The following is a 21985-nucleotide window of genomic DNA, read 5'->3' as shown; positions in this document are numbered from 1 at the left end:
AAACCCTGGGCCTGAGCGCCCCCGGGCCGCGAGGTCCGCGAACCTGTCCGACTGTCCGACAGGTTTTGGCTCACTCTGCCCCCGGCGGACGGTTCGGCCCGTGTGGGCTCAAAGAAGCGAAGCCTCCCTGACGACATGGCGGCTGTTTGCGCGACGCGCCATGAAGCTCATTTCCGGAGGAGCACATCGCGCAGCAGAAAGTCGAGCGTGTCCCCCGTCAGCCAGCGTTCGCTCACGCCCGAGAAGTCCGGCTCCGCTTCGGCGTCGGCCTGGCGCCAGAGGTCCTCCAGGCGGTAGCGCGCGGCGGTGCAGTAGATGTCCGCCAGTGCGTCGGCTTGGGGTTGGCCGCGTGAAGCCAGGGCCGACGCGTGGGCCAGCGTGACGGACATCGTGAACAGCTCGTTGCAGAGCTGGTTCATCAGGATGAGCGTCCGCTGTTTCGCGTGCAGGGCTCCCGCGTCCGGGTAGCGGCGCGACAGGTCCAGGCTTCGCTTCGCGAGCCGGTGCACCTCCCGGGCGGTGTGCTGGAGATGGTCGCGGTTGCGCGGGGAGAGGTGTTCTTCCCCGGGGAGGGGTACCGGGGGCGACTCCAGCTCCGCCGCGTGCGAGGCCGATGGGTAATAGAGGGAGAAGAGGCCCTCCCTCGCGGCCTTGTGGTCCACCAGGAAGTCCACGCCTCCCGCGACCCGGAAGGCCCGGGCATCACGCAACGTGCGCTCCAGCGGGACCGGCGTGGCGCCCCGGGCGGCCTTGCTCTCCGACGTCTCGTAGCCTTCGGCGGCGAGCAGCGACATCGTCCGGTCCGTGATTCGCGCGCACGTCAGGGACGCGATGTTCTTGGCCGCGACCTGTTCGAACCAGCGCAGGGGCAGGGTGTCCGCCGTCACGCCCGTGAGGCTCCAGCGGGCCACGCTCTCCATGGCGAAGACCTCCGCCGCCGTGGCGGACACCTGGCGCTGGATCTCATCAAAGTCACCGAGCCTGCGCCCCTGTGCGAGCCGCCGGTGGAGGAACCCTCGCGACCACTGGAGGCACTTCTTGGAGAGCGCCAGCGACGCGGCCACGATGATGTACATGCGGCCCAGGGCGCTGAGCGGCTCCAGCAGCGGCGTGTTCCGCCAGTGCTCCTGCGACATCGCGAGCATGCGCTCCTTCGGCACCCGCACGTTGTCGAAGCTCAGCGCGGCGATGGGCAGGCCTCGCAGTCCCATCAGGCCGTGCTCGGCTCGGACGTGGAAGCCGGGGCTGGTGGTCTCCACGAAGAAGAGGCTGATCTGCTCGCGACCGTCCTCCTGGAGCGTCGCGGTGACGTTCAGCAGATCCGCGATGGAGCCGTTGCCGATGAAGACCTTCTCCCCGTTGAGGACATACGCCGTTCCGTCCTCCGTGGGCACGGCCGTGGTGGACGCGCGCCGCACGGAGGCTCCGATGGGCTCCGTGTCGGCCCAGCCGGAGATGACTCCTTCGGCGACGCGGCCTCGGACGTAGTCCTTGAGGGGGCCGTCCTGCACGGCCTCGATGATGGCACCCGCGCCCAGGCCACTGTGGATGGCCAGCGTGTAGCCCACCGGCAGGCACACGCTCATCACGGCCTCGATGACGCGGAACGTGTTCAGCATGGAGAGGCCTCGGCCTCCCAGCTCCCGCTCCACCTGGAGCTTGTAGTAGCCGCGTGAACGCAGGGCTTCGCGCAGCTCCGGCGGAATGCGGCCCGTGCGCTCAATCTCGTCCGGGTCCACGTGCTCCTGGAGGAACTGCTCGACCTCCGCGATGACGGCGTCGCCTTGACGGCGTTCCCCGGCGTCCTGTTCGGGGAACGCGCGGACGAGATCCCAGCGGAGCCTCCCCGCGAAGAGCTGGCCCAGGAAGCCCTCGCGGCTGCGGGTGGCGGGGTGCAGTGGCTCGTGGCTCATGGAGTCGGTGTCCTTCTGGAGAGGGTCTCCGCGATGAGGCGCAGGAGGGTGGACTTCGGTTCCGGGTCGCGAAGGTAGAAGTGCCCACCGGACAGCAGGTGGAGCGCGAAGGGCCCGGAGGTGTGGAGTCTCCACGGCTCCAGGTCAGCGCGGGTCAGGTCGTCCTGGGTGCCGCCCGTGACGGTCATCGCGCAGGGAAGGGGAGCGCGGTCCTGGTGCCGGTGGGACTCCACGAGAAGCAGGTCCGCTCGCAGGCCGGGGAGGATGAGCTCGCGCAGCTCTTCGTCCTCGCGCAGCTCGTGGATCAGCTCGCCGTAGGTGGGCTCCAGGGCGGTGAGGAGTCCGTCCTCGTCCAGGTGGCTCGCGGGGATGCCTCGTGGTGGGAGCTGCGGGGCTGGAGCCGCGGAGAGGAACAACGCCTCGGGAAGCACGCGGCCCAGGTCGCGCAGACGGCGGGCCGTCTCGAAGGCCACGAACGCCCCCAGGCTGTGACCGAAGAAGGCAAAGGAGGATCCGAAGTCCACCGCGCGAACCAGTGCGTCCACCAGTTCGTCCAGCCGGGTGAACGGTGCTTCTTCCGCCCGCGCCCCTCGACCCGGAAGCTGCACGCCCCAGACCTCGATGTCCGGGAGCAGGTCCGCCCAGCGGACGTACTCGCCCACGGAGCCGCCGCTGTGCGGGAAGCAGTAGAGGCGCACGGAGGCTTCCGGACGCCGGATGCGGCATGCGAGCCAGGGAGAAGTCGGGGTCATGCCGGGGACGATTCCGCGATGAAGCGCGTCAGGCGGGCCACGGTGGGCGCGCGGAAGAGGGCCTTCACCTTGAGGGGCGTGGCGACATGCGGACGCAACCGCGCGATGACCTGCGCCGCCATCAACGAGTCGCCGCCCAACGCGAAGAAGTTGTCGTGGAGCCCGACCCTCGCCAGCCCCAGGACCTCCGCGAACGCGGTGGCAACCCGGCGCACGACTTCGTCCTCGGGCAGTTCCGGCACCGCCGTGGTTTCAGGTTCGGGCGGTGGTGACACTGTTGCAACGGTGGCGGGCGCGTCGACGAGGTAGCGCTGCCGCTCGAACGGATACGTGGGCAGCGGCACCCGGCGACGAGGGACGCCCCCGTGGAGTCCCTGCCAGGAGATCGCGACGCCCGCGCTCCAAAGGCGTCCCGCGGCGGTGAGCGCGCTGACCGCATCGGACGTGTTGTCCGAGGGATGGGGCAGGGTGGCCACCGTGAGGTGCGGCCCTGCACCAGGGTTCTGGCGCGCCAGCGTCGCCAGGGTTCGTCCGGGCCCGACCTCCAGGAACACACCTGGCGGGCCGGCGAACAACGTGTCCAACGCGTCGCCAAAGCGCACGGTGTGGCGCAGATGAGCGGCCCAGTAGTCCGGGTCCACGGCCTCTTCCGCCGTGACCGCCACACCCGTGCGGTCGGAGATCCACGGGAGCTGGGGAGGACGCCGTTCGACTCGCTGGACGCAGGCGGTGAACGCTGCCAGGGACGGCTCGACGAGCGGCGAATGTCCCGCGCCCGGGATGCGCAGCAGCTTCGACTCCACACCGCGCTCCATCAGTCGCGCCTGGAGCGCTTCGATCTCCGCCGCAGGGCCAGACACCGCGCACTGGGCGGGCCCGTTCACGGCCGCCAGTGCGAGGTCTCCGTGAAGCAGGGGCGCCAGCTCCGCCTCGGGCAACGGCACGGCCAGCATGGCCCCGGCGGGCAGACTCGCGAGGATGCGCGAGCGCTCCAGGACCAACCGCAGCGCGTCCTCCAGACGGAACACCCCGGCCACCGTGGCCGCGGCATAGGCCCCCAGGCTGTGGCCCACGACCGCGGCGGGCTGCACGCCCCAGCGCTTCCACAGCCGCGCCACCGCGTACTCGATGACGAACACGGAGAGCTGACCGGTGACGAACTCGCCCATCCGGGCGGAGGCCTGCTCCAGCGCGGCGGCATCCGTGGGATCCGGATGGAGCACCGTCCCCAGGTCGAACCCGAGGAGCGGCGTCAGGTGCGCACGGCACGCGTCCACGGCTTCTCGGAATGCCGGCTGCGAACCGTACAGCTCCCGCCCCATGCCCACGTGCTGCCCACCGTGGCCGGGGAACATGAACACCACCTGGCGCTCGCCGGCTTCGTGGTGCGTGGAGCCATCCTGTTCCGACAGGGCGCGAAGGACCTCCGCGGGGTCCTGGCCCACCGCGAACGTCCGGTGCTTGTGCGCGGCGCGTCCCATCTGGAGCGTCCAGGCGACGTCACCCAGGTCCACCTCCGGATGCGCACGCAGGTGCCCTCCGATCCGATCCACCGCACGCGCCAGTGAGGCGGGACCGTGGGCCGACAGCACCAGTAACTGCGGGGTGCGCGAACGTTCGGAGGCGGGCAGGGTAGAGGCCTCCTCCAGCACGGCGTGCGCGTTGGTGCCGCCAATGCCCAGCGAGCTGACGCCGGCCCGCCTCGGATGACCGCCGGTGTCCCAGTCCCGTAGCTCCGCGTTCACGCGGAAGGGGCCGTGCTCGAAGTCGATCTCCGGGTTGGGCCGTTCGAAGTTCAAACTCGGTGGCAGCTTCCGGTGCTCCAACGCGAGCACCGTCTTGATGAAGCCCGCCACACCCGCCGCGGCATCCGTGTGGCCGATGTTCGTCTTCACCGATCCCAGCCAACAGGACCGGGGCTCGCGGGCACCGAAGGCCTTCGTCAGCGCGGCGACCTCGATGGGATCCCCCAGCCGCGTGCCGGTGCCGTGCGCTTCCAGGTAGCTGATGCTCGCGGGGTCCACGCCCGCGGCATGCAGGGCGGTCTCGATGACGCGCGACTGGCCCTCCACGCTCGGCGCGGTGAAGCCGATCTTCCCGGCGGCGTCATTGTTGACGGCGGTGCCTCGGAGGACGGCGCGGATGGTGTCCCCATCCTCCAGCGCATCCGCGAGCCGCTTGAGCACCACGATCCCCGCGCCGTTGCTGCCCACCGTGCCCTGCGCCCGAGCGTCGAACGCGCGGCAGCGGCCGTCCGGGGACAGCGGCCCGCCCTCGCTGTAGTGACCGAACCGGGGCGGCACATGCACCGACGCGCCGCCTGCCAAGGCGATGTCACAGTCCCCCGCGAGCAGCGCCTGCGCGGCCAGGTGGATCGCGACCAGGGACGTGGAGCACGCGGTCTGCACCGTGACGGCCGGCCCGCGAAGGCCCAGCTTGTAGGCCACGCGGCTGGTGAGGAAGTCCACGCCCGTGGCCAGCCGGAGCTGCCAGTCACTGGCACCCGCCAGCAGGTCCCTCCGGGCCCGCAGCGCGGACAGGTAGTCCGTCTCACTGCCCCCGGCGTAGATGCCAATGGCGCCCCGGTATCGAGCCGGATCATACCCGGCATCCTCCAGCGCCTCCCGCGCGCACTCGAGGAACACCCGGTGCTGCGGATCCAGCATCAGCGCTTCCTGCGGCGACATCCCGAAGGCCTGCGCGTCGAACCGGTCCGCATCCGCGACCAGACCGAACGCGGGGACCTCCTCGCCCACGGCGCGCTCGGTGGGAGGCCCGGCACAGGGCTGGCCGTCTGGACCGAAGAAGGTGATGGACTCGATGCCGCCGGCCAGGTTGGACCAGAACTCCGCCGCGGTGGCCGCACCGGGAAGCCGGCACGCCAGGCCCACCACCGCGAGGTGCGCCGAGCGGTCCTCTTCCTCCATCACGTCGAGGGACGCGCTCATTCCACTTCCTCCCGCGAGCGGTCCGCCGACAGCCGGCCCTGACGCCCGAGCAAGCGCGCACGGCCACTGCGCCGTTGCTCCTGACGCTGCGCCTGCGCGGCCTCGGCCTCGCCACCATCGTCACGGCCCTGGAGATGACCGGCGAGCGCACGGACGGTGGGGAACTCGAACAGCGTCACCATGGGCACGTCATGGCCCATGCGGTGCTTCAGCAGGTACTGCACCTGGGCCAGCAGCAGCGAGTGGCCACCGAGGTCGAAGAAGTTGTCCTCCGCGCCCACGTGCTCCAGGCGCAGCGTCTCGCACCAGATGCCGGCGAGCCGCTGTTCAGCCTCGTTCGCGAGCGGGACCCGAGGCGCCTGGGTTCCGGGCGTGGGTTCGGGCAGCGCCCGTTCATCCACCTTGCCACCGTGGGTGAGCGGCAGCGCCTTCAGCTCCACGTACGCGGAGGGGATCATGTACGCAGGCAGCTCACGCGACAGGTGCTCACGCAGCCGCGCCGGTGTGGGCACGGCCTGACCCGCGAGGGGCACCAGGTAGCCGACCAGTTGCGGCGCGCCACCGGGAGGGCTCCACGCGCGGACATGTGCCTCCGCGAGTCCCGGATGCGTGCGCAGGCGGACAGCGACCTCCGCGGGCTCCACGCGGAAGCCCCGGATCTTGAGCTGCGCATCCATGCGGCCCAGGAACTCGAGCGTCCCGTCCACACGGAGCAGGACCCGGTCGCCCGTGCGGTACATGCGCGCGCCTGGATGTGCCGCGTACGGGTCGGGGACAAAGCTCGCGGCGGTGAGGTCCGGGCGGTTCAGATAGCCGCGCGCCACACCGGCACCGCCGATGTACAGCTCGCCCGCGACGCCCGTGGGGACAGGTTGCAGCTCCGCGTCCAGGACATGGGCCGTGGTCCCGTCGATGGGCCGGCCGATGTCGGGCAGTGTCTCCACGGGGCCCGTGGGCAGCACCTCGCCGGAGGTGGCAGTCACGGTGGTCTCGGTGGGGCCGTACTGATTGAACAGCCGCCACGGGAGTCCGGGCACGGGATGCGCGTGGAGCCGGTCACCGCCCGCGAGCACCGTGCGCAGCTCGCACGACGCCGGCCATGGCAGGGCCAGCAGTCGTTCCGCGAGCGCGGTGGGCAGGTCCGTGAAGGTGATGTGCTCGGAGAGGAGCCACGCCTGGAGCCGCTCCGGGGACAGGCGCACGTCCTGTCCGGGGACATGCAACGTCGCGCCCGCGGTCAGGGCAGGCCAGAGCTCCGCGACGGACGGATCGAACGCGGGCGAGTAGAGCAGCGTGGTGCGGCTGCTTGTTGTCAGGCCGAACGCGCGCCGGTGCCACCCGACGAGGTGGGCCAGCGCGCCGTGCTCCACCACCACGCCCTTGGGAACGCCCGTGGAGCCAGACGTGTACATGACATAGGCCCGCTGCCCGGGCCGCACCTTCGTGGGCAGACCTCCCTGGAGCGTGCCGGGGCCATGGAAGGACTCGATGCGCACACGCTCCACCGTGGCGGGGAGCCGTTCCGCGAGCGGCCCGGTGGTGATCACCCGACGCACGCCTGCGTCCCCCAGGATGAGCGCGATGCGTTCAGCCGGATGCTCCGGATCCAGCGGCAGGAACGCGGCTCCGGACAGCATCACACCCAGCTCGGCCGTCACGAGTTCCGCGCCACGAGGCGCGCAGACACCGACGACCGACTCCGCGCCCGTACCGTGCGCATGAAGATGCTCGGCGAGCAGCGTCGCGCGCCGGACCAGTTCCGCGTAGGTGAGGGTGCCTGCCTCGTCGCGCACGGCCACGGCGTCAGGAGTCCGGAGGGCCTGCGCCAGGACCTGCTGATGCACGGGTGGATCCGCGCTGACAGGCTTCGTGGATCCATTCGCCAGGAGGACCTGCCGCTCCGCGTCCGAGAGCATCGGCAGTCGCGACACCGGCACTTCGGGACGGGCCACCGCGGCCTCGAGCAACCGGAGGAAGTGCGCGGCCATCCGCTCCATGGTCGAGCGGTCGAACAGGTCCCGGTTGTACTCCCAGATGAGCGAGATGCGCGCATCACCGCGCTCGCGGTCGCCCAGGTGCCGGCCCGCGTGCGGAATGGCGACGACATCCAGGTCCACCTTCGACGACCCATTGCCCCGCTCGAAGATGGTGCACGAGGCATCACCCAGCCGGGGGCTCCGCACCGCGGAGTCATGGAAGCTGAACATGGCCTGTACGAGCGGATTGCGGCTGGGGTCGCGCTTCACGCCCAGGGCTTCGATCAGCTTGAGGAACGGATACGTCTGATGCTCGGCCGCCGCCACGGTGAGGTCCCGCACCTGACGGACCAGCTCGCGGAACGACGGCGCGCCGGAGACGTCACACCGGAGGACCACGGCGTTGACGAACATCCCGATGACATTCTCGATGTTCCGGATGCCGGCCCGCGCCGCGAACGCCGAACCGATGCAAAGGTCCTGCTCGCCGGTGTATCGGTGCAGCAGCGTGGCGAAGGCGGCGAAGAGGGTGTTGAAGAGCGTCACGCCCTCCTGCTGGCAGAACGCGCGCAGGGCACCGGGCAGGGCGGGCGGCAGCTCCAGCCGGAGCAGGTCACCGTTGAAGGTCTGCACGCGGGGACGCGGATGGTCGGTGCGCAGCGGCAGCACCTCCGGAGCACCGGCCAGCCGCTTCCGCCAGAAGTCGATCTGGGCCTTCATGGCCGGACCGTCGAGCGCTTCGCGCTGCCACGCCGCGAAGTCGCGGTACTGCACCGGGAGCTCCGGGAGCGGCGAGGGCTCACCGCGCAGATACGCGTTGTAGAGCGCGTCCAGCTCCCGCATCAGCACGGAGAACGACACGCCGTCGTGGACGACGTGGTGCTCCACGAGGACCAGCTCGTGATCGTCCGGAGCCAGGCGGACCACGGTCCACCGCACGAGCGGCGGTTCGAAGAGCGACAGGGGCCGCCGCAGCTCCTGGCGGAGCGCCTCTTCACGCCGCTGTTCACGCTCGACCGGGGGCAGCCCGGACAGGTCAATCAGCGGGACCTGCACCGGCGTCACGGGAAGGACACGCTGCCACGGCCGGCCGTCGACTTCTTCGTAGGTCGTCCGCAGCAGCTCATGGCGCCGGGTGATCTCCGTCAGCGCGCGTTCGAGCACCGCCAGGTCCAGTCCGCCCAGCACGCGGAGGGTCGTCTGCGCCTGGTAGGAGATGCTGCCGGGGGACAGCTTCTGGAGGAACCAGACCTGCTCCTGCTGCACGGACAGGGTGGCCCGTTCGGGGTCGGCGACGCGCACCACGGGAGGCAGCACGTCCTTCGCGGGAACAGCCCGGCGTGGCTCCAGCATGTTCGCCAGTTGGGAGATGCGGCGGAGGGAGAAGAGCTCCGTCAGCGACAGCGGGAGCCCCAGCACCTCCGCGACCCGCGCGGTGATCCGCGTGGCCAGCAGCGAGTGGCCCCCCAGCTCGAAGAAGTCGTCCTCGATGCCGACCTGCTCCAGGCGCAGCTCCTCCTGCCACACCTGGACGAGCCCACGCTCCAGCTCCGTGCGAGGCGCGACGTAGGCGCTGCTCCGGGTCGCGTGGGCATCGGGCATCGGCAGCGCCCGGACGTCGACCTTGCCGGTGGGGCCCAGGGGTAGGGCGTCCACGACGACGAAGGTCCGGGGGAGCATGGCCTCGGGGAGCCAGGCGCGGAGGTGCTCGCGGAGCTGCTCCGTCCCGGGGACGGCGCGAGCGTCCTTCGGCGCGAACCACGCCACGAAGAAGACGTCCTGGCCCTCGGTGCTGCGAGCCAGCACGTGCGCGGCCCCGACGTGTGGATGGGTCAGCAGCGCGGCCGTGATCTCCGCGGGCTCGATGCGGATGCCACGGACCTTCACCTGCCGGTCGGAGCGGCCATGGAACTCCAGCGAGCCATCCGGCAACCGGCGCCCCAGGTCTCCCGTGCGATACAGCCGCTCACCGCCGAAGCGGGAGAAGGGATCCGGAATGAAGCGGTCCGCGGTCAGGTCCGGCGTGCCCACGTAACCGCGAGCCAGACCGGGGCCGCCGATGAACAGCTCCCCGGTCTCGCCATCCGCCACGGGCCGCAGGTCCGAATCGAGGACGTGCACCTCCACGCCGCCAATGGGACGGCCGATGGAGGGCAGCTGTTCCCATGCCGATGTGTCACCCGGAGGGACGACCCCGGACGTGCTGTAGATGGTGCACTCGGCGGGGCCGTAGCCGTTCACGAATTGGAACGGCAGCCCGGGCCTGGGGTGCAGGTGCAGCCGGTCGCCGCCGGTGAGGATCAGGCGCAGGGCACAGGATTCGGGCCAGGACAGAGGGAGGACACGCTCGGCCAGCGGCGTGGGAAGGAAAACGCAGGAGATGTCCCGGGCCAGGAGCCAGTCCTGAAGCCGCTGGGGCGACAGGCGGGTCTCCTCGTCGGGCGGAAGCTCCAGCCGAGCCCCCGCGGCCAGCGACGGCAGGAGCGTCATGACGAAGGCGTCGAAGCCGACCGAGGCCACCACGCCGATGCGGTCCGTGGGCGACAGGCCGAACGTGTCGAGGTGGTACTCCGTGAAGGCGGACAGCGCCCGGTGGCTGACCATCACGCCCTTGGGCAGCCCGGTGGACCCCGAGGTGTGGATCACGTACGCGAGGTGATCCGGCTGGACGGTGACGCCCGGATTCACGTCCGGGAACGACTGGAGCGCTGATGCCTCCGGAGCCAGGACCTGGACGCCGTCCGCCGCGAGCCGCTCCACGGCCGGTCCCGTGCCGATGACGAACCGGGTCCCCGCCGAGACGGCCATGTATCGCAGGCGCTCAGGAGGGGCGGCCGGGTCCAGGGGAAGCCAGGCGGCTCCGGCCTTGAGGACGCCCAGGACGGACGTGACCAGCTCCACGCTTCGAGGAAGACAGACGCCCACGAGGACGTCCGGTCCGGCGCCCCGGGTGATCAACGCATGAGCCACCCGGTTCGCGTGCGCATTCAGCGCGGCATGGGTGAGGGAGCGGGCTCGGGAGGCAACGGCGATCTGGGAGGAAAGTTCGGTCGCTCGTCGCTCGACGAGCTGATGGACGGGGGGCAGCAAGAATCCTCCAACCGGCGCCGCACCCGTCCGAAGAAAATCAGGCGTTTAGCGGATTTGGGCCGTTTTCAGGATTTTACATGACCCGGTGAAACACCGTGAGACAGGTCTGCCTCCCGGCGAAGACATCATGACTCCCCGTAAAGTCCCGCCCTCATTGCTTACGCGGGGAAGTACGTCATGAGGCGACACAGTCGAAGTGGGTGGCTCTGCCTGGCTTTTGGACTGGTGGTGGCTGGCTTGCGAGCGGAGGGCGAGACGGGCAGCACCCAGGGCGTCGTCCAGCAAAAGCTCTCGGGGAACCCCGTCACGCTGATGCTCGCGGCAGGCGAGGCACATTCCATCTCCTTGAAGGTGGATGGCACCGTCTGGACCTGGGGCTACAACGCCAACGGCCAGTTGGGCGACGGGACGACGATCGACCGCTCAACGCCGGTGCACGTGCAGGGCCTCACCGGGGTGACCGATGTCGCCGCGGGCGCTACCCATAGCCTGGCGATAAAATCGAATGACATCGTCTGGGCCTGGGGAAGCAACGCCAACGGCCAGTTGGGTGACGGGACCACGGCCGATCGCTCAACGCCGGTGCAGGTGCAGGGCCTCACCGGGGTGGTCGCCGTCGCCGCGGGTGACGGCTACTCCGTGGCACTGAAGTCGAACAACACGGTCTGGACCTGGGGGAGCGGCTACGGCCAAACTCCGGTTCAGGTCCAGGGCCTCAACGGGACCATCGCTTTCGCCGCAGGTGCCCACCACACCGTGGCGCTGAAGGCGGGCGGTACCGTCTGGACCTGGGGCAGCAACTTTCACGGCCAACTGGGCGATGGCACGACGACGTCCAGGTCGACGCCGGCACAGGTGCCAGGGCTCACCAACATCATCAGCGTCGCTGCCGGCCGCCGCAGCACGGTGGTGGCGCAGTTGGACGGCACCCTGTGGGCCTGGGGGGACAACAGCCACGGCCAACTGGGGAACGGAACGACGAACTCCAGTTCCACGCCGGTGCAGGTGCAGGGAGTTTTTGGAACCGCGGCGTTCGTCGTTTCAGGTGCCGACCACTTCGTGGCACGGAAGCTGGACTACACCCTGTGGACCTGGGGCTCCAACAGCCTTGGCCAGTTGGGAGACGGAACGGAGGTGGACCGGCTCCTGCCGGTTCAAGTGCAAGGCGTTCCTGGACTCTACAGCTTCGTGTCTGGGAGCAACCACGTCCTGGCCATGGACACACTTGGCACCGTCTGGGCGTGGGGCTTCAACGGGCTCGGCGGGCTCGGGGACGGGACCACGACGAACCGGTCCATGCCGGTGCAGGTTCAAGGACTCTAGGAAGAGCAGCGGATGGCGCCCAATGTCCCCCAGTCCGTCTCCGTACAATGTCAGGCCGCGACGTCAATCCTGAGGTCCTCGTTCTGGGCCATGTCATCGCACGACGGCGATGATTGCTTCGGCGTCGATGTAGCCGAGCTGCCGTGAGTCCTGGGTGTTGTCGGCGTTGTCTCCCAACACCACCACCTTGCCGGGCGGGACGCGCGTCTGGCCGTTGGCACCAATCTTCGCCCACGCCCAGTCCGGCACTGGATCTCCCGCGACGGCGGCCACCCGCTTGATGAGGTAGGGCGGGTCCTCCGCGTTCATCACCGCCAGCCGTTCGGCGGGCAGCAGGAAGACGATGACGTCGGAGCGCGCGTAGCCGCCGTCTCCCACTCGGCGCCTCGCGAGGAGCTGCTGACCGTCGCGCAGCGTGGGCGACATGCTGTTGCCTCGCACCGTGACCACGAGCCAGCGGCGCCGGGCCCAGGCCGTGAGCGCGGCGCCCGCCACCAGGAGCCCCGCGCCCACGCCCATCGCCGCGAGCATCACGCGACCTCCCGCGACGTGGTCCGTGAGGCGACACGCTCGTCCTGATAGCCGCTGGCCTGGAGGGTGAACAGGCGTGCGTACTCGCCACCCGCGGCCATCAGCTCGTCATGCGTGCCCTGCTCGATGACGCGGCCGTCGGAGAGGACGTAGAGCCTGTCCGCGCTCCGCAGCGCGCTCATCCGGTGGGAGATGAGCAGCCGCGCGCGGCCCGCACCGTGGCGCTCGAGCGTCTGGTGGATGTGGAACTCCGCGGCCGCGTCCAGCCCGGAGCTGGGCTCGTCCAGTACCAGCAGGTCCACGTCCTCGCGCATCAGCGAGCGGGCCAGCGCCACCCGCTGCCACTGGCCTCCGGAGAGCGACACTCCCGCTGGCGCGTCGTCTTCCTCTCCCGCGAAGACGCGGCTCAGCAGCGTGTCGTAGCCCGCCGGCAGCGCGGCGAGCGTGGCGTCCATCTCCGCCAGCCGCGCCACGTCCCGAATCCTCGCGCCGTCCTTCAGCCGGGCCACGTCCCCCAGGCCGATGTTCTCCGCCGCGCTGAAGTCGTACGTCATGAAGTCCTGGAAGGTCGCCGTCATCCGCGCCCAGAGCGCCGGGGCATCCAGCTCCCGCACGTCCACGCCGTCCCAGAGGATCTGCCCGCGCTCCACGTCGTAGAAGCGGCACAGCAGCTTCACCAGCGTGCTCTTTCCCGCGCCGTTGACGCCGACGAGCCCCACCGAGCCTCCCGCCGGGATGAAGAGGTTCACGCCGCGCAGCACCCAGGGGCCGCTGGCGTCGTAGCGGAACCAGACGTCGCGCAGCTCGATGCCATGTCGCAGCGGCGCCACCGGACGCGAGGGCCCCGCCGCGCGGACCGGCAGCTCGATGATGTCGAGGTAGTTCTTGAACGTCTGGATGCTGCGGCTCGCGAACTCGATCTGCGAGAGCAGCCCGTTGAAGGCGCTCTGGATGCCCGCCACCGCCGCGAGGAAGAGGGCCACGTCCCCGAGCTGGAGCTGCCCCCGGAGCGCCCCGCGCGCGACGATGAAGGCCCCCAGCGCGGCCACCGCGGCCGTGAGCAGCGACAGCGCCGCCTGCACGCCCAACCCCTTGCGCGTCACGGCCAGCTCCTGGCTCGACGCCTTCCGCAGCGACGCCACCATCCGCTCCAGCAGCAGATCCCCCAGGTTGAACAGCCGGCTCTCCTTGGCTGCACGAACGTCCACAAGCAGCGAGCGGTAGAAGTCGCTCCAGCGGTACGTGGGCACGAGCGCCGCGGTCAGCTCCACCAACCACCGGCTGCGCGCGAGCTGCGCCGCCAACGCCACGCCTCCCGCCAGCAGCAGCAGCAGCGCCATGGGCGGCGATACCATCAGCACCACGGCGCTCAGCGTCGCCACCGACACCAGCGTGCGCACCATGGCGCGCACGAACTCGGCGAGCTGCTGGGGCGCGTCCAGGGCGGCCTCCTTCGCGAGGCGAAGCCGGCCGTGGAAGGCGGGGTCCTCGAAGTGGCGCAGGCCCTCCAGCGCCACCACCTTCGCGAAGAGGGTGCGCTCGACCTCGATGGTGACGCGCCAGCGGATGACTCCGGCCAGGTACTCGGTGACGTTGAGCACCGCCATGGAGCCCCCGGCGACGGCGGCGGCGCCCACCGCGAGCGTGAGCGCCCGCTGCGTGTCGGCGAGCGCACCACGGCTCAGCTCGTCCAGCAGTTGCTTGGTGAGCCACCCGCCCACGGCCGCCACGGAGCCGGTGCACAGCGTGAGCGCGAACGCGAAGGCCGACGCCAGCGGAGCCGAACGCCATTGGAGCACCACGGCCGCCCGCACCGTGCGCAGCACCTCACGCACGAGTCTCCGCGCGTTCCGCGGCCCGGTCATGGCAGGACTTCGTGCACGAAGTGCCCCGCGGCGGTGACCACGCCCTTATCGACGAGCACGAGGGTAGGGTAGCCGGCCTGCTTGATCGCCCGCGTGATGGAGTCCCCATCGTTCAGGTACGCCACCCGGGCCACCTGCTTCAGCGAAGCGCCGAGCGAGACCACGTCCGGGTCCTCGGGGCCTCCCTCGATGAACGCCAGGATCGGCATTCCGGGTGGCGCGGCGATGAGCTTCTCGCGCACCGAGGAGCAGGGCCGGCAGCCCGGCGTGAAGAAGCCGATCAGGGTCTGCCCCTCCGCCAGGACGGCATCCGTGACGGAATCGCCCTCCACCGTGGTCGCCTCGAAGCGGCCCACCTTGTCCCCCTCCAGCGGAAGGGCAGGGTCCCGGGTGGGGACCTGGTTGGCCACCGTCTCCTGGAGTTTCCGCAGCCGGCCGATGAGCGCGAGCGTCAGCAAGAGGTTGAGCACCACCAGCACGGCCAGGATGGCGCCACCCACGACAAGGATTTCAACCATCGTCTCTCTCAGCTCCTTCGGGCTCGCGACGAAGCGGCCAGGGGCTCCGGTCCGCGAATCAGGAACACCAGATCGTCCCAACGCGTGACGAAGACTCCGGCCAGCACTCCGGCGGTCCCCGCGATGGCCCCCATCGCCACCGTCACGGACGCACCCGAGGCCGCCGCGTGGCTCACGGCGCCCACGACAGTGATGGCCAGCAGCAGGCCATTGCGCACCAGGTGCGCCGCGCCCACGGGGGTATTGCTGGCGCCAAAGCACCGGCAGGCCACCCTGGCGCCCCGGCGCAACACCCATGCGATGCCCAGCGTGAAGCCGCCCAGGAGCGCCAGCGCCAGCGCATAGCCCGCGGCCACGTTCAAGAGCAGCAGGACCGCGGAGGCGGCCTCCGCGAGGATCAAGGTGGCCGCGAGCGGCGAGCCCACCAGGGAGGGTGGAAGGCCGAAGTTCCCAAGCGTCTGGATGAAGTCCTCGAAGGGCTTGCGTCCGCGCGCCTTGCCGAAGGCGGCGACCACGAACACCAGGGACAGCATCAGGCGACACGCCAGATTGACCGCGCTCAATGGAAGAACTCCCAGGGACAACGGCTGGACGCCAATGGGGCGCGTCCAGCCGCGGCCTCATGAAACAGAGGTCACTTGCAGCCGACCGACGCGACGCAGATGCCGTAACAGTTGTGGACCTTGCGCTTGGTGGTGCAGCACTCGCCGTTGGAGGGCACGCAGGCGCCAGCGGGAACCTCGGACAGGAACAGCTTCAGAAAGCGGTCGCTCAGCGTCTTGAGGATCTTCATGGTGTGGTCCTTTCGGGACGCGTTGAGAGGGGGGTGAACAACATCCACTCAAACGCAACACGAACGTTACCTCCCGAAGGTTCTGCGGCGAAAGGGGGCTTTCTCGCAATCTTGGCATTCAAGGATTAACGCGGCGCGCCTTGCGCGGCACGGCTGGACGCGCCGTGGCACGTCCAGCCGTGGTCATGATGCGGGAATCAGCAGACGGGCGACTTGGTGCAGATGCCATAGCAGTTGTGGCTCATGCGCCGGGTGTTGCAGCACTCGCCATGGTTGATGACGCACGCACCTGCGGAAACCTCGGACAGGAACAGCTTCAGGAAACGGTCGCTCATCGCCTTGAGGATCTTCATGGTGGGGTCCTTTGGGTATGCGTTGAGAGGGATTCTCGACGCGATACGAACGTTACCTCCTGAAGGTTTTTCAGCGAAACCGGCCAATAAAAGAAATATTAGCAAAAACAGAACAACGCGCCGCGCGATTGACTCATTGGGGGCAGGGTGGACTCACGAGCAAAAACATTTACATATCGGCTATAGCGCCCCCTTTCCCGGGGGCATTCGTGAAACGAGTGAGCAGCAGTTGGTTGGTGATTCTGGCTGTGGGGCTTTTCGCGGCCATGGGCTGCGGAGGGATGCAGCCAGACGCATCCGGTGACATCGAGACCGCCACCGCGGAACAGGCGCTCACGAGCGTGAAGGTTCCCCAGTCCGTTGCGGCGGGCGCTTATCACTCCCTGTTCCTCAAGAAGGACGGAACGGTGTGGGCGTGGGGCCAGAACGTCACGGGGCAGCTCGGCACTGGCGGCACCAGCGGCACGCCCCAGTCGCAGCCGGGCCGTGTCTATGGGCTGCCTTCCATCAAGGCCGTTGCCGCGGGCATCGGACACTCGCTCGCGCTGGACGTGAGCGGCAACGTCTGGGCGTGGGGCCAGAATGCTTCCGGTCAGGCGGGCCTGGGGACCTCGGGGAGCCCGGTGCTCGTTCCCACGAAGGTCGCGGCGCTCACCGGCATCCAGGCCATCGCGGCCAACGGGAACTTCTCGCTCGCGCTGGGCGCGGACGGCCGGCTGTGGGCCTGGGGCCAGAATGCCTCCGGGCAGATGGGCACTGGCAGCACGAGCGCTGCGGTGGCCACGCCTGTCGTGGTGCAAGGCCTGCCCACCGTGCGAGCCATGGCCGCGGGCGTGAACCACGCGCTGGCCCTGGATGCGAACGGCAAGGTGTGGGGCTGGGGCCTGAACTCATCCGCCCAGGTGGGCACGGGCAGCACCAGCGCGGCGGTGGCGACTCCTGTGCAGGTCGCGGGGTTGCCGCTCGCCAAGGCCGTCGCGGCGGGCGCGGGCCACTCCCTCATCGTCGATGAGCAGTTCGGCAACGTGTGGGCGTGGGGGCAGAACACCTTCGGCCAGGTGGGCACGGGCAGCACCAGTTCGACGCCGGTGGTGACGCCCGTTCCGGTGAATGGCGTCTTCGCGGTGACGAAGCTCGTCGCCGGGCACAACAGCTCCCTGGCCATCATCGGGAATGGCCTGGCGGTGGCCTGGGGACACAATGCGTCGGGCCAACTGGGCAACGGCGGCACGGCGAACAGCGCCTCGCCCGTCGGTGTCACGGGCATCTCGGATGCGACGGCGCTCGCGGCCGGGGCCCAGCACACGCTGGCCCTGCGGCCCGGATGCCCCGTCTGGGTCTGGGGCAACAACGGACAGGGACAGCTCGGCACGGGCAGCACGTCAACGACGCCGGTGACGGCGCCGGGGACGGCCCTCATCGCCAACACGTTCTACTTCGATGGCGACATGGACGGCTTTGGCGACGAGTACATCGCCGAGGAGGCCTGCGAGCCGTCACCGGGATACGTGGAGGACCTCGACTGCGATGACTACTCGGCCAGCACCCATCCCGGTGCGGAGGAGACCTGCAACGGGATGGACGACGACTGCGACGGGGTGGTGGACAACGGCAGCGCCAGCGGCGGGGCGGGGTGCTCGACGGGGCAGCAGGGCGTCTGCGCGGCGGGAGTGACGGCGTGCACGAACGGCACCGTGTTGTGCCAGCAGCGTCAGGCCGCGTCGGCCGAGCGGTGCGATGGCTTGGACAACGACTGCGATGGCGCGACGGACGAGGGGAATCCGGGCGGGCTCCAGGCGTGCGCAACGGGTCAGTTGGGCGTGTGCGGCGAGGGGGTGACGTATTGCACGCAGGGAGTCATTCACTGCGTGCCGACGCAGGGGGCTTCCAGCGAGGTGTGCGACGGCAAGGACAACGACTGTAACGGACAGCCGGATGATGGGCTGGCCTTCCCGTCGTGGTACCGCGATCAGGACGGCGACACCTACGGCCAGACGTCCCAGTCCGTCCTGGCCTGCGTCCAGCCTGCGGGGCATGCCCCGAATGCGGGGGATTGCAACGACAGCAACCCGGCCCTCAACCCTGGAGCCACGGAGGTCTGCGACGGCGTGGACAACGACTGCGACGGCCAGGTGGACGAGGGCGTGCCCACGCAGACCTGGTCTCGTGACGCGGACGGGGATGGCTACGGCACCTCGGCCCAGGCACTGCAGAAGTGCAGCCAGCCCGCGGGCTATGTATCGAATGCCGGCGACTGCAATGACTCCAACGCGAGCATCCGGCCTGGGGCGGCGGAGGCCTGCGACGGCGTGGACAACGACTGCGACGGAGCAACCGACGAGGCGGCTTCCGGTCCTCCTGGCTCCGCGTGCTTCGTTTCCGGGAGGCGCCGCGTTGCCGCTGGCGGCTGGCACAGCATGGCCCTGATGGGTGACGGCACCGTCTGGGCCTGGGGCCACAACAATTACGGCCAGCTCGGCGACGGGACAGTCGCGAGCCGCCCCTGGGCCGTACAGGTGCAGGAATTGGCAGGTGTCGCGGGCCTCGGTGGCGCCTACACCCCGCTCGCATTGAAGCAGGACGGCACCCTCTGGGCCTGGGGCGAAAACAATTACGGCCATCTCGGCGACTGGACAGTCACGATCCGCCGCACCCCGGTGCAGGTGCAGGGATTGACGGGCGTCGCGGCCATCGCCGCTGGCAAAGGTCCCCCGCTCGCCTTGAAGCAGGACGGCACCGTCTGGACCTGGGTCGTCAACGAGTTCGGCCAGCTCGGCGATGGGCCTGTTCAGGTGCCAGGCTTAACGAGTGTCACGGCCCTCGCGACTGGGAACCACATGCTCGCATCGAAGCAGGATGGGACCGTGTGGGCATGGGGCTTCAACAACCAGGGCCAGCTCGGCGACGGGACGACGTGGGCCCGGAGCACGCCCGTGCAGGTGCAGGGATTGACGGGCGTCGCGGCCATCGCTGTTGGCGACTTCCACTCGCTCGCCTTGAAGCACGACGGCACCGTCTGGGCTTGGGGAACCAACGGTGATGGCCAGCTCGGCGACGGTACAACCACCCAGCGCCTCACGCCTGTGCAGGTTCAGGGATTGACGGGCGTCGCGGCCATTGCTGGTGGCTACGCCCACTCGCTCGCCTTGAAGCAAGATGGCACCGTCTGGGCATGGGGCCGCAACATCGCGGGTCAGTTGGGCGACGGGACAACCACCCAACGCCTCACGCCCGTGCAGGTGCAGGGATTGACAGGCGTCGCGGCCATCGCTGGTGGCTTCGCCCATTCGCTCGCCTTGAAGCACGACGACACCGTCTGGGCTTGGGGCCTCAACGACGCGGGCCAGCTCGGCGACACGACAGTCGCGAACCGCCTCATACCCGTGCAGGTGTACGGCCTGAGCCTCTGACGAGGCGATGGGCGCTTGCGTTTGGCAGGCGCCCTTGGGCGGTACAGAGAACAGGCCTGTCACCAAGCCCGTAGCAGTCCGGCGGCGGCACCGCCCAACACCAGCCATGCCGAGTTGACCCGCCAGCGGAGCAGCAACACCGCGCCGAGCACGGCGAGGGCCACCGTCCAGCCATCCACCAGCGCCGCGCGTCCCAGCTGCCAGGTCACCACGGCCATGAGGGCCAGTGAGGCCGCGTTGACGCCGTCGAGCACCGCGCCCGCGGTCCGGGATTGGCGAAGCCGGGGGATCAGGGGACCGCTGAGCGCCACGAAGACGAAAGCGGGCAGGAAGATGCCCAGTGTCGCGAGCCCGGCGCCGGGCGTGCCGCCCACGAGGTAGCCGATGAACGTCGCCGTGGTGAAGACGGGGCCCGGCGTGAACTGGCCCACGGCCACGGCGTCCAGGAGCTGGGCTTCCGTGAGCCAGCCCCAGCGTTCGACGAGGTCGGCCCGGAGGAAGGCCAGGAGGACATAGCCGCTGCCGAACAGCACGCTGCCGACCTTGAGGAAGAACAGGAAGAGGCCGCTGAGGCTGGCCGGAACGGGGGCCGTGGCGGCCATGGCGGTGACGCCGTGGAATGCGAACGGGGTCAGCGTGAGCGCCGATCTGGACTCGGGGGAGGACCGAAAATGGCTCCAGGCCGCCAGGGAAACGCCAGCCAGGGCCAGGATGAGCAGTTCGTTGACGCCCAGGGCGCTCGCCAGGGCTGAAACGATGGCCACGGCGATCCGGGGCCGGGTCGTCAGGGCCGTCTTGCCGAGGCCCCACAGGGCCTGGAGGACCACGGCCAGGATGACGGGTTTGACGCCGTACAAGAGGGCGCCGGCTTGCGGCAGGGTGCCAAAACGCACGTAGGCCCAGGCCGCCGCGAGCGTCAGGAGCATTGCCGGAACGATGAAGCAGGCACCGGCCACCAGCAGCCCGGGCCAGCCGGCACGCCGGTGGCCCAGGTGGATTGCCAGCTCGGTGGAGTTGGGGCCGGGGATGAGGTTCGTGGCGCCCAGCAGGTCGAGGAACTCCTCACGGGGCAGCCATTGGCGCCGCCGTACGAGCTCGTCTTCCATCATGGCGATGTGCGCGGCAGGGCCCCCAAAGGCCGTCAGCCCCAGCCGGAGGAAGACCCAGGCGACTTCGCCGACGGAACCCGGGCGTGGGGGCGCCATCAGGGGACTCGAAGCCAGAGCTGACGGGTCAGCAGGTCGACTACACGGGCCCGGATTTCGTCCCGGATCTCACGCACACGGGGCAGCGGCTGTCCCTTGGGGTCGTCCAGGGGCCAGTCGTCGCGCCTCAGGCCAGGAACGACCGGGCACGCATCGCCACAGCCCATGGTGATGAGCCATCCGGCGTTCCGGGCCAGTTCGTCCGTAAGGAGCCGAGGCAGGGCGCCAGACAAGTCGATGCCGGCTTCGGCCATGACGGCCTGGACCTCCGGGTGGACGCGGTCTCCGGGCCGAGTTCCAGCGGAGAGGGCACGCGCCCGGGTTGGAGCCGCGAGCGCGTTGAAGAACGCCGCCGCCATCTGCGAGCGGCCCGCGTTGTGGACGCAGGCGAAGATGACCGTTTCCATCGCGCGGACTTCACCAGAGAAGCAGGGGAACCACCCAAACGAACGCGAAACGGGCCCAGGTAGAAGTCCCCAGGACGCCCAGAGGCTTAGTTTACATAACGCTTCTTATCAGACGTTCTGACTGGGCGTTCCCCAAGGATTCCAGGCGCTTCCCTGGCCCGCTCAGAGCCTCCACGGACGTTCGCGCAGCCGGCCTCATGGGCCTCCCGAACCTCGGCCGCGGACGGTGCGCCATGCGCCGACCGTTCCCCAAAACATACCGTCGACCACCCACCGCCCGTCCCCGGCCCGTGGAATCTCGTGCTTCCCGAGCCCCGGTCCGGAACGTACCTTGCCGCCCCATGCGCCTCTTCCGACGAACCGGACTCGCCGCGCTTTGCGGCCTCACCGCGGCCCTGCTGACGGGCTGCCCCGACAAGACGTCCCAGGCCCCCGTGGACGGCGGCGTCACCGGCGCCACGGCGGCCCCGGACTCGGGTCCCGAGGCCGTGGTCTTCACGCTCCAGTACCTGTCGCCGGATGGCGGCTCCGCGCTCATCCCCCTGGCCCTGGAGGAAAAGCCGCTCGTGGAGCCCACCTCCGACCTGGAGCTCCGCAGCACCCTGGGCCTCAAGAACTACCGCGTCCGGCTCATGGACGAAGCCGACCGGGCCATGGTCTCCGACGACTCCGTGTCCGAGGCCGATGACGGCCTCGTGTACCGCATCCACCTGCCGCAGCCGCTCAAGACCGGCTACTCGTACACTCTCGTCGTCGACTCCCAGACCGGCTCGTCGTTCCAGGACTCGCGCGGCCGCGACGTCGAGGACCTCCGGGCCTCGTTCCAGATCATCGGCGACAAGGAGAAGCCGAAGCCGCCTCCGCCGCCCGCCAAGGGCGGCAAGAAGAAGTCCAAGTAGCC

At 69.7% G+C, this 21985-nt stretch carries 16 protein-coding genes; 4 read left to right on the top strand and 12 right to left on the bottom strand.

The features are described 5' to 3' along the window. Positions 1-167: 167 nt before the first annotated feature. Genes ACX114_RS19855 through ACX114_RS19840 form a run of 4 tightly spaced genes read right to left on the bottom strand, consistent with a single transcriptional unit; the run spans position 168 to position 10622 of the window. Entirely contained in the window at positions 168-1913 is a 1746-nt protein-coding gene (locus ACX114_RS19855; RefSeq protein ID WP_459299996.1) for an acyl-CoA dehydrogenase family protein, read from the bottom strand. Further along, positions 1910-2665: a thioesterase II family protein gene (locus ACX114_RS19850; protein WP_459299994.1), complete on the bottom strand. Its 756-nt coding sequence runs from the start codon at positions 2663-2665 to the stop codon at positions 1910-1912. Before ACX114_RS19850 ends, ACX114_RS19855 begins: the two co-directional genes overlap by 4 nt. Beyond that, on the bottom strand, positions 2662-5613 hold the full coding sequence (locus tag ACX114_RS19845) for a type I polyketide synthase (protein ID WP_459299992.1): 2952 nt from the start codon (positions 5611-5613) through the stop codon (positions 2662-2664). Before ACX114_RS19845 ends, ACX114_RS19850 begins: the two co-directional genes overlap by 4 nt. After that, positions 5610-10622, bottom strand: coding sequence for an amino acid adenylation domain-containing protein (locus ACX114_RS19840; RefSeq protein ID WP_459300217.1), 5013 nt, complete (start codon positions 10620-10622; stop codon positions 5610-5612). The genes ACX114_RS19845 and ACX114_RS19840 overlap by 4 nt, the downstream gene beginning before the upstream one ends. On the opposite strand from ACX114_RS19840, the gene ACX114_RS19835 reads away from it, so the two are divergent. Next, positions 10551-10760: a hypothetical protein gene (locus ACX114_RS19835; protein WP_459300429.1), complete on the top strand. Its 210-nt coding sequence runs from the start codon at positions 10551-10553 to the stop codon at positions 10758-10760. The two genes, ACX114_RS19840 and ACX114_RS19835, sit on opposite strands and share 72 nt — an antisense overlap. 147 nt (positions 10761-10907) lie before the next feature. Next, on the top strand, positions 10908-12002 hold the full coding sequence (locus tag ACX114_RS19830) for an RCC1 domain-containing protein (RefSeq protein WP_459299990.1): 1095 nt from the start codon (positions 10908-10910) through the stop codon (positions 12000-12002). Positions 12003-12095: 93 nt separating this feature from the next. On the opposite strand, the gene ACX114_RS19825 is transcribed toward ACX114_RS19830, so the two are convergent. The 6 genes from ACX114_RS19825 to ACX114_RS19800 form a co-directional block, all read right to left on the bottom strand. Beyond that, positions 12096-12533: a S26 family signal peptidase gene (locus ACX114_RS19825; protein ID WP_459300215.1), complete on the bottom strand. Its 438-nt coding sequence runs from the start codon at positions 12531-12533 to the stop codon at positions 12096-12098. Next, positions 12533-14398: an ABC transporter ATP-binding protein gene (locus tag ACX114_RS19820; protein ID WP_459299988.1), complete on the bottom strand. Its 1866-nt coding sequence runs from the start codon at positions 14396-14398 to the stop codon at positions 12533-12535. The genes ACX114_RS19825 and ACX114_RS19820 overlap by 1 nt, the downstream gene beginning before the upstream one ends. Then, positions 14395-14916: a TlpA family protein disulfide reductase gene (locus tag ACX114_RS19815; RefSeq protein WP_459299986.1), complete on the bottom strand. Its 522-nt coding sequence runs from the start codon at positions 14914-14916 to the stop codon at positions 14395-14397. The genes ACX114_RS19820 and ACX114_RS19815 overlap by 4 nt, the downstream gene beginning before the upstream one ends. Positions 14917-14924: 8 nt before the next feature. Continuing rightward, positions 14925-15479 carry a MauE/DoxX family redox-associated membrane protein gene (locus tag ACX114_RS19810; RefSeq protein WP_459299984.1) on the bottom strand — a complete coding sequence of 185 codons (555 nt, stop codon included), beginning with the start codon at positions 15477-15479 and terminating at the stop codon, positions 14925-14927. Between the two features lie 71 nt (positions 15480-15550). Further along, positions 15551-15709: a hypothetical protein gene (locus ACX114_RS19805; RefSeq protein ID WP_459299982.1), complete on the bottom strand. Its 159-nt coding sequence runs from the start codon at positions 15707-15709 to the stop codon at positions 15551-15553. A gap of 197 nt (positions 15710-15906) precedes the next feature. Then, positions 15907-16062, bottom strand: a complete 156-nt coding sequence (locus tag ACX114_RS19800) for a hypothetical protein (protein WP_459299980.1) — start codon at positions 16060-16062, stop codon at positions 15907-15909. Positions 16063-16271: 209 nt separating this feature from the next. Here ACX114_RS19800 and ACX114_RS19795 point away from each other — a divergent pair, with 209 nt between their 5' ends. After that, positions 16272-19472, top strand: coding sequence for an RCC1 domain-containing protein (locus ACX114_RS19795; RefSeq protein WP_459299978.1), 3201 nt, complete (start codon positions 16272-16274; stop codon positions 19470-19472). Between the two features lie 59 nt (positions 19473-19531). On the opposite strand, the gene chrA is transcribed toward ACX114_RS19795, so the two are convergent. Next, positions 19532-20677: a chromate efflux transporter gene (gene chrA / locus ACX114_RS19790; RefSeq protein WP_459299976.1), complete on the bottom strand. Its 1146-nt coding sequence runs from the start codon at positions 20675-20677 to the stop codon at positions 19532-19534. Then, entirely contained in the window at positions 20677-21084 is a 408-nt protein-coding gene (locus ACX114_RS19785; protein WP_459299974.1) for an arsenate reductase/protein-tyrosine-phosphatase family protein, read from the bottom strand. The genes chrA and ACX114_RS19785 overlap by 1 nt, the downstream gene beginning before the upstream one ends. 341 nt (positions 21085-21425) lie before the next feature. Between ACX114_RS19785 and ACX114_RS19780 the strand changes: the two genes are divergently transcribed. After that, positions 21426-21983: a hypothetical protein gene (locus ACX114_RS19780; RefSeq protein ID WP_459299972.1), complete on the top strand. Its 558-nt coding sequence runs from the start codon at positions 21426-21428 to the stop codon at positions 21981-21983. Positions 21984-21985: the final 2 nt, after the last annotated feature.

The organism is Corallococcus sp. M7 (assembly GCF_054512695.1).
This window is presented reverse-complemented; position numbering and strand designations above follow the sequence as displayed.

Coding starts and splice junctions, on each gene's coding strand:
- ACX114_RS19835 (WP_459300429.1), top strand. CDS start 10,551: ATGAGCCACCCGGTTCGCGTGCGCATTCAGCGCGGCATGGGTGAGGGA.
- ACX114_RS19785 (WP_459299974.1), bottom strand. CDS start 21,084: ATGGAAACGGTCATCTTCGCCTGCGTCCACAACGCGGGCCGCTCGCAG.
- ACX114_RS19850 (WP_459299994.1), bottom strand. CDS start 2,665: ATGACCCCGACTTCTCCCTGGCTCGCATGCCGCATCCGGCGTCCGGAA.
- ACX114_RS19800 (WP_459299980.1), bottom strand. CDS start 16,062: ATGAAGATCCTCAAGGCGATGAGCGACCGTTTCCTGAAGCTGTTCCTG.
- ACX114_RS19780 (WP_459299972.1), top strand. CDS start 21,426: ATGCGCCTCTTCCGACGAACCGGACTCGCCGCGCTTTGCGGCCTCACC.
- ACX114_RS19805 (WP_459299982.1), bottom strand. CDS start 15,709: ATGAAGATCCTCAAGACGCTGAGCGACCGCTTTCTGAAGCTGTTCCTG.
- chrA (WP_459299976.1), bottom strand. CDS start 20,677: ATGGCGCCCCCACGCCCGGGTTCCGTCGGCGAAGTCGCCTGGGTCTTC.
- ACX114_RS19820 (WP_459299988.1), bottom strand. CDS start 14,398: ATGACCGGGCCGCGGAACGCGCGGAGACTCGTGCGTGAGGTGCTGCGC.
- ACX114_RS19825 (WP_459300215.1), bottom strand. CDS start 12,533: ATGCTCGCGGCGATGGGCGTGGGCGCGGGGCTCCTGGTGGCGGGCGCC.
- ACX114_RS19815 (WP_459299986.1), bottom strand. CDS start 14,916: ATGGTTGAAATCCTTGTCGTGGGTGGCGCCATCCTGGCCGTGCTGGTG.
- ACX114_RS19855 (WP_459299996.1), bottom strand. CDS start 1,913: ATGAGCCACGAGCCACTGCACCCCGCCACCCGCAGCCGCGAGGGCTTC.
- ACX114_RS19845 (WP_459299992.1), bottom strand. CDS start 5,613: ATGAGCGCGTCCCTCGACGTGATGGAGGAAGAGGACCGCTCGGCGCAC.